This is a genomic window from Roseovarius halophilus (ex Wu et al. 2025) (assembly GCF_047086965.1).
Map to the genome: position 1 here is coordinate 1 of NZ_JBKOTX010000162.1, position 12,047 is coordinate 12,047.

Sequence of the window (12,047 nt, forward strand, 5' to 3'; positions counted from 1 at the left end):
GGCGGCGGCGCGGCGGATGGCGTTGGATTTGTGGACCGTCTCCTGGTACTCGGCTTCCGGGTCGCTGTCGTGAACGACGCCGCCCCCGGCCTGGATGTACACCCGGCGATCACGATCCCGGCGCCGCTGTCGGCATCGAGCCTGTTCAGCGCGTGCAAGGCAACGGCCAGCGGCTCGGCCATCGCCAGATGCCTGTCCGCCACGCCATGGGGCGCGCGCAGCGCGTTGCGCGCAGGCAGCGTCACCGCGCCCGCGAACCCGCCGTCAATGGCCTCCCCCAGAAACCCGAGGCTTTCGCAAACCTGCGCCCGACCGGCACGGCACGCCGCGCAATCGCCGCAGACATGCCGGCTGTCGACGATAACGCGGTCCCCGACCGACACGTGGCGCACCCCGGCGCCAAGCGACGTCACCGTGCCGGTGAATTCATGCCCCGCGACCGACGGCGCACGGCTGATCCACTCCCCGGTCCGGAAATTGTGCAGGTCCGAGCCGCAGATGCCCGCCGCGGCCACGTCAAGGCTGACCTCGTCACGCCGGGGCGGCGCCGGCGCGGCGATATCCTCCACCCGCAAATCACCGACGCCATGCAGCCTGACAGCACGCATGGGCTCAGCGCTTCAGGTACTTGTTGCGCGGCGCCCCCACGGCCCGCGCATGCGAGGAAAAGCCCTCGTACTCAGCAAGGATCCGGGCATTCTCGGCTAGGTCGGGATACCCTTTGGCGGTCACGTAGCCCACCGAACTGCGCCGCATGAAATCGGCCACCGAAAGGGGCCCGTAGGTGGCCGCGCCCGCCGATGTCGGAAGCACGGCGTTCGGCCCGAGGGCGAAATTGCCGATGGAGACCGGCGTGTGCGGCCCCATCAGGATCTCGGCCGCCTCGGTGATCGCGCCAAGATGCTCGAACGGATGTTCCGACAGGATTTCAAGGTGTTCGGGGGCGTATTCGTTCACGAACGCGCAGGCATCGGCCATCGACTCCGCCAGGATGACACCCCCTGCCGGCCCGGTCAGCACGGCGCGCGAGAATTCCACGCGCTGCTCTGCCATGCCCGCCCAGTGTTCCGGCAGGGCCGCCAGCGCCTCGTCCACCACGCGGCGCGACGACGTCACCAGCCATGCCGAACTGTCCGGGCCGTGCTCGGCCTCGATCAGCAGGTCGAGCGCGGCCAGCCCACCATGCACACTGTCATCGGCCAGCACGATGCATTCCGACGGGCCGGCCGGCAGGCCCGGGTCGATCACGCCGGCAAGGCGCCGCTTTGCTGCGACCACCCACGGGCTGCCGGGCCCGACGATCTTGGCCGCCTTGGACACCGTCTCGGTACCGTGGGCGGCGGCCGCGACCGCCTGTGCCCCGCCGGCCTTGTACACGGTCTCGACACCGGCGAGCCGCGCCGCGACCAGCGTGGCGGCATCCACCGCGCCATCCGGCCCCGGCGGGGTGAAGATCGCCAGGTCCGGCACCCCGGCCACGACGCCGGGCACCGAGGTCATCATCGTCACCGACGGGAAGGCCCCCTTGCCGCGCGGCACGTAAAGCGCGACCGAACCGATCGGCAGGAACCGGTCGCCGGCAAAGGCGCCGCGCCGGATTTCCTTGAGCGACATGGCAGCCGGCGCCTGTTCCTCGTGGAAGCTGCGGATGTTCCCGATCCCGAAGCGGATCGCCTCGACCACCTCGGGCGCCACCTGCGCGAAGGCCGCGTCGAACTCGGCCTCGGTCACCTTCAACGCGTCCGGCTGCAGGCCCACCGCCCCGTCGAACTCGCGCCCGAAGCGGGCAAGCGCCGCGTCGCCCTCGGCCCGGACGGCCTCGATGATCGGGTCGACCCGGTCGAGATACCACGAAAGGTCGGCTTCCGATCGCCGGGTCAGCGCGGCGCGCGCCGCCGGCGAAAGCCCGGCCAGTTCCTTGTACGTCACATCGGTCATGAGGGTCCTTTCCTCGGCAATGTCATTTCGAACGCAGGAAGATTTCAAGCCCCACCAGCCTGTCCAGCACCCAGATCGCGACAAGCGCGATGACGATGTAGACGACCGAAACGGCGGCAAGGTCGGGCGTGATGACCCCGCGGATCGAATTGTAGATCTGCACCGGCAGCGTCACCGTCCGCGAATCCGTCAGGAAGAGACTGACGAGGAATTCGTTGAACGCGAGAATGAACATCAACAGCGCGCCGGTGATCACTCCGGGCATCACCGCGGGCAGCGTCACCGTCAGGAACGCCTGCACGGGCGGCGCGCCGCAATTGGCCGCGGCATTCTCGATCTCGGGGTCAAGCTCGTTCACCGACGCGCTGACCGACCAGATCATGAACGGCAGGTTTATGATGCACAGCGCCAGACCGATCGGCCACAGGTTGCCCAGCACGCGCGCCTCCCCGAAAAGGATCATCAGCGAAATGCCCGAAACGACCAGCGGAATGGTGAACGGCAGCAGCAAGTAGACCTGTATCGCCGTCTGGAAACGCAAGCGATACCGCACGCTGGCCAGCGCCGCCAGCGTGCCGGCCGGCAGGCTGATCAGTGTGCAGACGATCGATACGTAAAGCGTGCGCAGGAACGCGTCGCGGAATCCTTCCATCTCCAGCAACCTGCCGTACCAGCGCAGCGAAAGACCGTCGGGCGGGAACTGCACGATCTCGCCCGATGTCAGCGACGCGCCGATGACGATCACGGTCGGCATGGACAGGATCACGATCCCGAACCAGACCAGCCCCCAGAGAACGAGCCGCTTCGACAGGCTGCCCCTCATTTCCGTACCCCCCTCACGCCCAGCGTGCCCGTGCCGACCAGCACGAATACACCGGCCACCAGCAGGCTGCCCACCATGACCAGGATGACCGACAGCGCCGCGCCGAGCCCGGGATTGGACAGCTGGAAGAAGCTGTCATAGATCGAACTGGCGATGAAATCGGACGTGCCGCCGCCGAGGATCTCGGGCATGGCGAAATCCGTCAGCGTCAGCGTGAAGACAACGACACCCGCGCCGATGAGGCCGGGTTTGGCCATCGGCAGCACGATATGGCGGAACGTCGAGGGCCAGCGCGCGCCCAGCCCCTCCGAGGCCAGCTCGATATCCTCGCTTATCGCGGTGATCGCGGGGATAATCAGCAGAACGCCGAACGGCAGCATGTACTGGATCAGCCCGAAGATGACCGACGGGTAATTGTAGATCAGGTCCAGCGCCGGCAGCCCCATCCCGCCGAGGGCCTGGTTGATGAGCCCCTCCTTGCCCAGAATGATGAGCCAGCCATAGGCCCGGACGACCTGCCCGATGAAGAAGGGCAGCAGCAACGCCACCAGAAGCAGCTTGCGCACAAGGGCCGACCGGCTCCGCACGAGGATGTAGGCATAGGGGAAGGACAGGATCAGCGTGATCAGCGTGACGATCGCCGCCGCCAGCAGCGTGCGCCCGAGAACCCGCATGTAGCTCGCACTTTCGACGAACTTCTCGTAATTCGCGAGGCTGTAATCCTCGCTCAACCGGTATGTCGCCAGATCGAGAGCGCGGAAACTGTCATCGACAACGAAGACGAACCCCGCGACAAGAATGCCCACCAGCGCAAGCGCCGGCACCAGAAAGGCCCAGCCCACCGCGGCGCCCGACCCGAACGGCCAGAGCCGGGACAGGCCGCGGTCAACCGCGTCAAGCAGCCGCCACCGCAGCGGCAACGCCCGTGCCTTGCGTGAAGTCATCGTCGCGTCCTCTCGGATACCCCCGGGCCGCGGCCCGGGGGCGCTGGTCAGGGCGTCAGCCCTGGAAGATCTCGCTGAACTTAGAGAACCAGATCGGCTGGTTGTCGACCAGCACGGGCGACGGCACCGACACCAGTTTCGCGAAATCCTCTGTCGTGGTCGGATAGGCCGGGTCGCCCTTCAGATCCTCCGGCGGCTCCAGCCCCGGATAGACCGGCGGCAGCCCGAGGGCCGAGCACCAGTCGGCCTGCGCCTGCTTCGACAGCGCGAAGTTGACGAATTGCTTGGCCCAGTACTCCTCGTTGCCGGGCAGCCCCTTGGGCACCCACAGACCATCGGTATCGACCTTGCAGCCCTCCGCGGGCACCGTCCACTCCACGTCGATCCCCTGTTGCCGCGCGGCGCGCGCGTTCACCGAGATCGTGCAGGCAAGATCGATCTCGCCGTTCTGGAACCAGTTGGTGAAATCCGCGTCCTCGCCCAGCAGCGGTTCGTTTTCCTTGAGCTTGCGGTAGAACTCCCACCCAGGCTCCATGTTGTCGGGGATGTCGTCCATGTTGCCGCCGCCGGCGATCACGGCGATCGGGTTGAAACCGATGCCGTCGTCGTAAAGCGCGACGCGCCCCTTGAATTTCGGGTCCAGCATCACCTGCCAGCTTTCCGGCGGGCCATCCGGGAAGGCCTCGGGACGGTAGGCGCACACGTAGACATAGGCATACGTGTTCACCAGCGGGTAGCCGTCCAGCCCCGTCGGCTTGGACAACGGCAGCAGCCCCTCGATGTTTTCGAGATCGGACAGGTCCACCGTCACGCCCCGCCGGGCCGAGATCGTGGCATTGGTCGTGGTGTCCCAGTTGACATGGATGGGGGGCACCCGCCCCTGGTCCACGGCCGCCCAGATCTTCGGCTTGATCTCGTTGTCCTCGGTGAAATCGAGCCGCACGTTGATGCCCGTCGCCTCGGTGAAGGGGTCGGCCACGCCGCTCTTGAGCGCCTCGCCCCACGCGCCGCCCCAGGCGCGCACGATGATCTCGTCGGGTTTTTCCTGCGCCCGCAGGATCGACGGCGCCGCCAGCGTGCCCAGCGTGGCGATACCGCTCGTCGCCAACAGGCGGCGGCGCGTGAGGTGTTTCAGGTGTCTTTCAGTCATTGGTCTTTCTCCCTGTCGTTAATGGGGTCTCAACTCGCGCGGGGAAAGGCAAAGAGATCGCCGCGGTTCCAGCCCAGCGGCACTTCCTCGCTTTCCCCGTATTCCCTGTGGGCGGCCGGGTCGTGGTCGAAGACATTGATCATTGCATCCCCGAGCGCGGGCACCCGGATCGCGTAGACGACCCTGTCCCCCTCGAAGATGCGCTGCTCCACGATTCCCGACAAGCGGTTTTCCAGGTCCTCGCCGGTCCCGATGCGGACCTGTTCGGCCCGGATGGCGCAATCGACATCGTCGCCCGGGCCCAGAACCTCGCCGCTGGCGCGCGCGGCAATCACCGTGTCGCCCGCCGCGACACGCACGCCGTCGGCATCCGCCTCGACAACGCGCCCCGCGAACATCGACGTCGCGCCGATGAAAGACGCCACGAAACGCGTTCCCGGGTTTCGGTACAGCGCCTCGGGGCGGTCGGCCTGCTGGACCACGCCATCGCTCATCACGACGATCTTGTCCGACATCACCAGCGCCTCGCGCTGATCGTGGGTCACGTTGATCGTCGTCACGCCCAGCTCCTGCTGGATACGCCGGAATTCAAGCTGCATCTCCTCGCGCAGCTTCTTGTCGAGCGCCGACAGCGGCTCGTCCAGCAACAGCAGGTCGGGGCTGAACGACAGCGCCCGCGCGATCGCGATCCTTTGCTGCTGGCCGCCGGACAACTCGTGCGGCATCCGCCCGCCATAGCCGCCCAGCTTGACCAGATCGAGATATTCCTCGACACGCCCGGGGATCTCGGCCGGGTCGAAGCGGCGCATTTTCAGCGGGTACGCCACGTTCTCGGCCGCGCTCATGTGCGGGAAAAGCGCGAGACGCTGGAACACCATGCCGATGGAGCGTTTGTAGGCCGGCACCCGGTCCACCGGCTGCCCCGCGATGCGGATATGTCCCGATGTCGGCGTCTCGAACCCCGCGATCATGCGCAAGAGCGTGGTCTTGCCACAGCCCGACGGCCCCACGATGGTCAGGAATTCCCCCTGCGCCAGCGAAAACGCGGCCTCCTTGACAGCGACGGTGTCGCCGAAGGCCTTGGTGACGTTCTCGATCTCGACCAGATGCGTCATGCGCTGCCGTTCCCCCGTTCCGCACCGTCCGCGACCCTCATCGTGACTCCCCCGAAGCGCCGTGTCGCGCCATGCTAAAGCGCGGCAAGAGTGCCACCGTCAACATAAAGTATCTGTCCCGTCACGTATGCCGACGCATCGCTGGCCAGAAACAGCGTGGCGCCCAAAAGATCATCGAAATGGCCGAACCGGCCCATCGGGATCTTGGGCAGCATCGCGGCCTGCCAGTCGGGGTCGCGGTAGAACGCCTCGGTCAGGTCCGTCCTGAAATACCCGGGCCCCAACGCGTTGACGCGTATCCCCGCGGCGGCCCATTCGGCCGACAGCGCCCGCGTCAGCCCCAGCACACCGGTCTTCGACGCGGTGTAGGGCGCCGCCGTCAGCACGCCCACCGCGGATGTCAGCGACCCCATGTTGATCAGGCTGCCCGGACGGCCCGCCGCGATCAGCTGCCGGGCCCATGCCTGCGCCACGAGGAACGCGCCCCGCAGGTTGGTGTCAAGGATACGGTCCCACAGCCCGGGGCTCACCTCGGTCGAGGGCGTGACCTGCTCGATGCCGGCGTTGTTGACAAGGATATCGGGCATGGCGCCGCTTTCCGCCAGCCGCTCGAAAAGCCGCTCGATGCTCGCGGCATCCGACACGTCCGCCTCGAAGACCCGGCAGGACGCGCCAAGCCGCTCGATCCGGTCCCGCGTGGCGTCCAGCCGCGCCGCGTCACGCCCCACGATCACCAGCGACGCCCCCGCCTCGGCCAGCCCGACGGCAAGGGCCTGCCCGATGCCCCGGCTCGCGCCGGTGACAAGCGCTGTCCTGCCCGACAATCCGAACAGGCGTTCCGCAAGGCCCCGGTCGGGACCCGTGCCACCGCCCGTCCCGGTGTCCGGCGCGGCGTGTGTACGAGAGGGCATCTTTGCGATCCTCCGGATCACGGTGGATTTTTCGACATTTTGTGCGTACAATTGAAATCTGTCAACCGCCGGGGCCGCGGCCCGCCGCCCCGTGACGAGCAAAGCGGATCGGACCATGCCCGGATCGACGGCCAGAACATGGCAGGACGTGCACGACGAGGTCTTGCGCCGCATCCACGAACGCATCTGGCTGCCCGGGGCGCTGATCCCCAACGAGGAAAGCCTTGCGCGCGAATTCGGATGCGCCCGCACGACCGTCAACCGCGCCCTGCGCGAGCTTGCCGCCGCCGGCCTTCTCGAACGGCGCCGGCGGGCCGGGACCCGCGTCGCGATGAACCCGTCACGCCGGGCGACGTTCGACATACCGATCAACCGCGTCGAGATCGAGTCGCGCGGCGCCCGCTATGACTACCGCCTGATCTCGTCCCGCGAAGAAGCCATCGCATCGGCCATGGCGGGCCGCCTCGGGCTTGCGGAGGGCGCGACGATGCTCCACGCCAAGGCGCTGCACCTCGCGGACGGGCGCCCCGACGTCTTCGAGGACCGCTGGGTGAACATCGCCGCGGTGCCCGCGATTCGCCGGGTGGACCTCGCCCGCGAGAATGCCAATGAATGGCTTCTGAACAATGCCGCCTTCACCCGTGGCGATGTCACCTTTTCCGCCGTGGCGGCCTGCAACGAAAGCGCGCAATTCCTCGACGCCGCGCCGGGGGCGCCGCTTTTCCTGATCGAACGGACGACGTGGAAACACGCCACGCCGATCACGTTCGTCAAGCTGTATTACGCGCCGGGCTACCGCATGCACACGATGATCTGACCGCCGCTGGCCGAGCACGGGCGATACGAAACAAGTGTTTCGCCCGCGCGGTCAGGTGACCCGTCGAAAGAAAACAACCCGGCGACATCGCCCGACTGCCGGACTCCTGAATGCGCGCCGGCCAACCACCTGATATTAGTATAATTTCTTTTATGTAGAAGGAAATTTCAGCTTGTTTCGCGCCAACGGGTTGAAACGGTACGCGAAGCATGGTTGCCTCCACCGATCAACACCAAGTGCAGGGAGTCGACAGAACATGACAGTTCGCCATCTATTCGCAGCCATTTCCGCAACAATTGTTTCTGCAACACCGGTGGTCGCGCAGGACACCTACATCGCCGGGGTCGAGGCCTCCTTTCCCCCGTGGGCCTATGTCGAGGAAGGCGAGTTCAAGGGGATCGCCATCGACGCCATGAGCGCCATCGCCGAGGATCAGGGCCTCGACGTCGAGTTCCGCGACATGCCGTGGCCGTCGCTGGTGCCCGCGCTGGCGCAGGGCCGCATCGACCTTCTGGTGACCGGCCTGAACGTCACGCCCGAACGGGCCGAGGTCCTCGATTTCTCGATCCCGTGGTGGGAAAACGATGACGAGATCCTCGTCGCGGCCGACTCGGGCAACAACATGATCGACGTGCTGTGCTGCGGCGCCACGATCGGCGCCCAGGGCGGCGCCACGCAGTACCAGTGGCTCGAGGAAAACCTCGTCAACCGTGACGGCGTGGATGTGACGTTGCGCGGCTACGAGGATTACGTCGTCGCGGTCGAGGACATGCTGGCCGGGCGCACGGACGCGGTCGTCACGTCAACCGACACCGCCGAGCAGTTCATCGCCAACGGCCGCCCCGTCACGATCGTCGGCACGATCCAGCAGAACCAGCCGCAGGCCCTTGCCGTTCAGGAAGGCGATCCCAACGGCCTGCTCGAAGCGCTCAACCGCGGCATCGTGAACATCTACGAAAGCGGCGCGTGGGAAGAGATCGTGCACACCTATTCGCCGCAGGCGTCGATCCGCACGATCCCGACAGCCATGCCGGATTACGTGGATTCCTATGAGGAACCGATCCCCGGCTATTCCGACTGATCCATCTTGACTGGTGTCTTTTCGATCGGGCTGCGCCGCGGCGCAGCCCGTCCCTATCGCTGAAAGAACCACGCCATGATCCTTGACATCATCATCAGTCACATCCCGTACCTGCTGGGCGGGCTCTGGGTGGCGATCCAGCTTCTGGTCTGCCTGCTGGCGATCGGGTTCGTGTTCGGGCTGCTGCTGGCACTGGCCGAGATCTACGGCCACTGGACCCTGCGCTGGTTCGGGATCATGTTCGAACGCATCTTCCGCGGCATTCCCGAACTCGTCCTGATCCTGATGTGTTTCTACGGCGTGGGCAACTGGTACGCGATCGACCCCTTCCCGGCGGCCGTCCTCGCGCTCGGGTTGCGGTCCACCGCCTACCAGTCACAGATATTCCGCGGGCTGATACAGGCCGTTCCGCGGGGCCAGATCGCGGCGGCGCGCGCCATCGGCATGTCCGGAGCGCAGGCGTTGCGCCACGTCACCCTGCCGCAGGCGCTGCGCCAGCTTCCCGGGCCGTGGTCCAACGAATTCTCCAGCGAGTTGAAGGCGACATCGCTGGCCTATGTCATCGGCGTGGTCGAGCTCACCCGGCAGGGCCGCTACATCATTTCCAGCACGCAGGGGAACATCCTCATCGTCTTCGGCGTCGTCGCGCTGATGTATTTCGTGGTCAACTGGCTGGGCAACCGCGCCCTCTACCGGGCCGAGAAAGCGCTCGAGATTCCCGGTCTCGAACGAAGGGAGAGCGAGTGATGCTGCTCGACGTCAAGGACATTCACAAGGCTTACGGCAAGGCCGAGATCCTCAAGGGCGTGTCGCTGACGCTGGAACGTGGCGAGACCAAGGTCATCATGGGGCCCTCGGGCACCGGCAAATCCACGCTGCTGCGCTGCATCAATCGCCTGAGCCCGCCCACCGCGGGCGAGGTGCGGCTTGACGGCACACTCGTGGAAGAGCGCAACATCAACGAGATGCGCCAGAAAATCGCCTTCGTCTTCCAGGATTTTAACCTCTTCCTGCATCTCAGCGCGCTTGACAACGTCGCCATCGGGCCGAAACGGCTCAAGGGCCTCCGCGGCGCCGATGCCCGCGATCTGGCGATGGAGGAACTCCGGCGCGTCGGGATGGAGGCCCACGCCGCCTCGTACCCCGCGCAGCTTTCGGGCGGCCAGCAACAGCGCGTCTCCATCGCCCGCGCGCTTGCCATGAAGCCCGAGGTGATCCTGTTCGACGAACCCACCTCCGCGCTCGACCCCGAACTGACGGGCGAGGTCGTCGCGGTGATGCAGCAGCTTGCCAGCGACGGGATCACGATGCTGGTGGTCAGCCACGAAATCGGCTTCGCCCGGCGCGCGGCCGACGCCATCGTCTTCATGGAGGGCGGCCATATCATCGAACAGGGCCCGCCCGACCAGATCGTCAACGCGCCGCAGCACGACCGCACCCGCGAATTCCTCAACCTGATCGCGGCGGAGGGGCAGGTATCGTGACCGACTTCCTCGCTTTCGCGATCGAGCACCTGCCGACGATCCTGTCGGCCCTTCCAATGACGCTGGGCATGTGGGTGCTGGCGATGCTGATCGGCGTGGCGCTCGGGCTGACGCTGGCCACCGCGCGCCTGTATGGCGGGCGCGTGACATATTTCGCGGCCACCGCCTATGTCGAGATCTTCCGCGGCACCCCGATGCTGGTGCAGATGTTCTTCATCTACCTCGGCCTGCCCGAGATCGGTATCGTTCTGGATCCGTTCGCGGCGGCGGTCATCGCCATCGGCCTGAACTCGGCCGCCTATCAGGCCGAATATTTCCGCGGCGCGGTCCGGTCGATCCCGCAGGGGCAGATGGCCGCCGCGCGCGCCATCGGCATGACGCGCCTGCAGGCCCTGCGCGACATCCTGTTGCCACAGGCCCTGCGCCGCGTGATCCCGCAATGGTCGAACGAGGCGATACTCGAACTCAAGTACACTTCGATCGCCTATGCCATCGGCGTCAGCGAAATGACCTCGCGGGCCGAACAGATCGGCTACAAGACCTTCCAGTTCTTCGAGGTCTTCCTGCTGGTGGCGATCGTCTATGTCATCCTGACCGGGATCGTCGCGCAGATCCTGCACGTGATCGAACAGCGCACCTCCCTGCCCGGGGTGAACAGGTAGCGCGCACAAGCCCGGCCCGCGCAAGCCGACCGCCTGTCAGGCCAACCTGCGGCGCTCAGCCATCCTCGTCGGCATCAGGGTCCGGCTGGCCCACGCCCTTGAACACGAACTTGAACGGCAGGATCCACAGGAAGCCGAGGCAGACATAAACCGCGAACTCGATCCACAGGGGCGGCCGCTCGAACAGGGCCACCACGTTGACCGCCAGCACCACGTAGACCGGCATCCCGATCAGCAGGATCACCAGCGACCAGCGGCGGCGGGCCTTGTAACTCAACGCCATGCGACACCTCTCAATCGGCGAACGGATCGGTCACGAGGATCGTGTCCTCGCGCTGCGGCGACGTAGACAGTAGCGCGACCGGGCACTCGATCAACTCCTCGACCCGGCGGACATACTTGATCGCGTTGGCCGGCAGATCTGCCCAGCGGCGCGCGCCCTCGGTGCTTTCCGACCAGCCCGGCAATTCCTCGTAGACGGGCACGCAGCGCGCCTGCTGGTCGGCCGCCGTCGGCAGGTAATCCAGCCGCTTGCCGTCCAACTCGTAGCCAACGCAGATTCGCAGCGTCTCGAAGCCGTCCAGAACATCCAGCTTGGTCAGCGAGATGCCGTTCACCCCCGATGTCGCGCAGGTCTGGCGCACGAGGCAGGCATCGAACCACCCGCAGCGGCGTTGCCGGCCCGTCGTCGTGCCGAATTCATGCCCCCGCTCGCCCAGTCGCTGGCCGTCCGCGTCGTCCAGCTCGGTGGGAAACGGCCCCTCGCCCACGCGCGTGGTATATGCCTTGACGATCCCCAGAACGAAATCGATCGAGCCGGGCCCGATCCCGGTGCCCGTCGCTGCCTGCCCGGCGATCACGTTGGACGACGTGACAAAGGGATAGGTGCCGAAATCGATGTCCAGCAACGCGCCCTGCGCCCCCTCGAACAGGATCCGCCGCCCGGCGCGCCGCTTCTCGTTCAGCACTTTCCAGACAGGCGCGGCATGGGGCAGGATCCGCGGGGCGATCTCCGTCAGCGCGGCGATCAGCCCGTCACGGTCGACCGGCTTCAGCCCCAGCCCGCGGCGCAGCGCGTCATGATGCGCCAGCGCGCGGTCCACCCGCGCCTCCAGCGTGGCC

At 66.5% G+C, this 12,047-nt stretch carries 13 protein-coding genes and 2 pseudogenes; 5 read left to right on the forward strand and 10 right to left on the reverse strand.

Annotated elements, in window-relative coordinates:
- The 8 genes and pseudogenes from ACH107_RS24280 to ACH107_RS24315 form a co-directional block, all read right to left on the reverse strand.
- A pseudogene (locus ACH107_RS24280) lies at positions 1–114 on the reverse strand (chorismate-binding protein); the annotation flags it as partial.
- A 155-nt stretch (positions 115–269) separates the two neighbouring features.
- Positions 270–608 (reverse strand): annotated as a pseudogene (locus ACH107_RS24285) (alcohol dehydrogenase catalytic domain-containing protein); the annotation flags it as partial.
- Positions 609–612: 4 nt separating this feature from the next.
- Positions 613–1,938 carry a histidinol dehydrogenase gene (gene hisD, locus ACH107_RS24290; protein ID WP_412508070.1) on the reverse strand — a complete coding sequence of 442 codons (1,326 nt, stop codon included), beginning with the start codon at positions 1,936–1,938 and terminating at the stop codon, positions 613–615.
- 22 nt (positions 1,939–1,960) lie between these two features.
- Positions 1,961–2,761 carry an ABC transporter permease gene (locus ACH107_RS24295; RefSeq protein ID WP_412508072.1) on the reverse strand — a complete coding sequence of 267 codons (801 nt, stop codon included), beginning with the start codon at positions 2,759–2,761 and terminating at the stop codon, positions 1,961–1,963.
- Entirely contained in the window at positions 2,758–3,705 is a 948-nt protein-coding gene (locus ACH107_RS24300) for an ABC transporter permease (protein ID WP_412508074.1), read from the reverse strand. The genes ACH107_RS24295 and ACH107_RS24300 overlap by 4 nt, the downstream gene beginning before the upstream one ends.
- Positions 3,706–3,760: 55 nt before the next feature.
- Complete coding sequence (locus ACH107_RS24305) at positions 3,761–4,855, reverse strand: ABC transporter substrate-binding protein (protein ID WP_412508075.1); 1,095 nt, start codon at positions 4,853–4,855, stop codon at positions 3,761–3,763.
- A gap of 29 nt (positions 4,856–4,884) precedes the next feature.
- Entirely contained in the window at positions 4,885–5,970 is a 1,086-nt protein-coding gene (locus ACH107_RS24310; RefSeq protein ID WP_412508077.1) for an ABC transporter ATP-binding protein, read from the reverse strand.
- Positions 5,971–6,044: 74 nt separating this feature from the next.
- Positions 6,045–6,881: an SDR family oxidoreductase gene (locus ACH107_RS24315; RefSeq protein ID WP_412508079.1), complete on the reverse strand. Its 837-nt coding sequence runs from the start codon at positions 6,879–6,881 to the stop codon at positions 6,045–6,047.
- Positions 6,882–6,996: 115 nt separating this feature from the next.
- Here ACH107_RS24315 and ACH107_RS24320 point away from each other — a divergent pair, with 115 nt between their 5' ends.
- The 5 genes from ACH107_RS24320 to ACH107_RS24340 all read left to right on the forward strand — a co-directional run bounded on the left by ACH107_RS24320 (position 6,997) and on the right by ACH107_RS24340 (position 10,925).
- Positions 6,997–7,698, forward strand: a complete 702-nt coding sequence (locus ACH107_RS24320) for a GntR family transcriptional regulator (RefSeq protein WP_412508081.1) — start codon at positions 6,997–6,999, stop codon at positions 7,696–7,698.
- A 256-nt stretch (positions 7,699–7,954) separates the two neighbouring features.
- On the forward strand, positions 7,955–8,779 hold the full coding sequence (locus ACH107_RS24325; RefSeq protein WP_412508083.1) for an ABC transporter substrate-binding protein: 825 nt from the start codon (positions 7,955–7,957) through the stop codon (positions 8,777–8,779).
- 75 nt (positions 8,780–8,854) lie between these two features.
- Entirely contained in the window at positions 8,855–9,526 is a 672-nt protein-coding gene (locus tag ACH107_RS24330; RefSeq protein WP_412508084.1) for an amino acid ABC transporter permease, read from the forward strand.
- Positions 9,526–10,263 carry an amino acid ABC transporter ATP-binding protein gene (locus ACH107_RS24335; protein WP_412508085.1) on the forward strand — a complete coding sequence of 246 codons (738 nt, stop codon included), beginning with the start codon at positions 9,526–9,528 and terminating at the stop codon, positions 10,261–10,263. Before ACH107_RS24330 ends, ACH107_RS24335 begins: the two co-directional genes overlap by 1 nt.
- Positions 10,260–10,925, forward strand: coding sequence for an amino acid ABC transporter permease (locus ACH107_RS24340; RefSeq protein WP_412508086.1), 666 nt, complete (start codon positions 10,260–10,262; stop codon positions 10,923–10,925). The genes ACH107_RS24335 and ACH107_RS24340 overlap by 4 nt, the downstream gene beginning before the upstream one ends.
- A gap of 55 nt (positions 10,926–10,980) precedes the next feature.
- Here the strand turns inward: ACH107_RS24340 and ACH107_RS24345 are convergent, their stop codons facing one another.
- Entirely contained in the window at positions 10,981–11,208 is a 228-nt protein-coding gene (locus tag ACH107_RS24345; protein WP_412508088.1) for a DUF2842 domain-containing protein, read from the reverse strand.
- A 10-nt stretch (positions 11,209–11,218) separates the two neighbouring features.
- Positions 11,219–12,047 (reverse strand): adenylosuccinate synthetase (locus ACH107_RS24350; RefSeq protein ID WP_412508090.1); only part of this gene is annotated, 829 nt, incomplete at its 5' end.

Coding starts and splice junctions, on each gene's coding strand:
- hisD (WP_412508070.1), bottom strand. CDS start 1,938: ATGACCGATGTGACGTACAAGGAACTGGCCGGGCTTTCGCCGGCGGCG.
- ACH107_RS24295 (WP_412508072.1), bottom strand. CDS start 2,761: ATGAGGGGCAGCCTGTCGAAGCGGCTCGTTCTCTGGGGGCTGGTCTGG.
- ACH107_RS24300 (WP_412508074.1), bottom strand. CDS start 3,705: ATGACTTCACGCAAGGCACGGGCGTTGCCGCTGCGGTGGCGGCTGCTT.
- ACH107_RS24305 (WP_412508075.1), bottom strand. CDS start 4,855: ATGACTGAAAGACACCTGAAACACCTCACGCGCCGCCGCCTGTTGGCG.
- ACH107_RS24310 (WP_412508077.1), bottom strand. CDS start 5,970: ATGACGCATCTGGTCGAGATCGAGAACGTCACCAAGGCCTTCGGCGAC.
- ACH107_RS24315 (WP_412508079.1), bottom strand. CDS start 6,881: ATGCCCTCTCGTACACACGCCGCGCCGGACACCGGGACGGGCGGTGGC.
- ACH107_RS24320 (WP_412508081.1), top strand. CDS start 6,997: ATGCCCGGATCGACGGCCAGAACATGGCAGGACGTGCACGACGAGGTC.
- ACH107_RS24325 (WP_412508083.1), top strand. CDS start 7,955: ATGACAGTTCGCCATCTATTCGCAGCCATTTCCGCAACAATTGTTTCT.
- ACH107_RS24330 (WP_412508084.1), top strand. CDS start 8,855: ATGATCCTTGACATCATCATCAGTCACATCCCGTACCTGCTGGGCGGG.
- ACH107_RS24335 (WP_412508085.1), top strand. CDS start 9,526: ATGCTGCTCGACGTCAAGGACATTCACAAGGCTTACGGCAAGGCCGAG.
- ACH107_RS24345 (WP_412508088.1), bottom strand. CDS start 11,208: ATGGCGTTGAGTTACAAGGCCCGCCGCCGCTGGTCGCTGGTGATCCTG.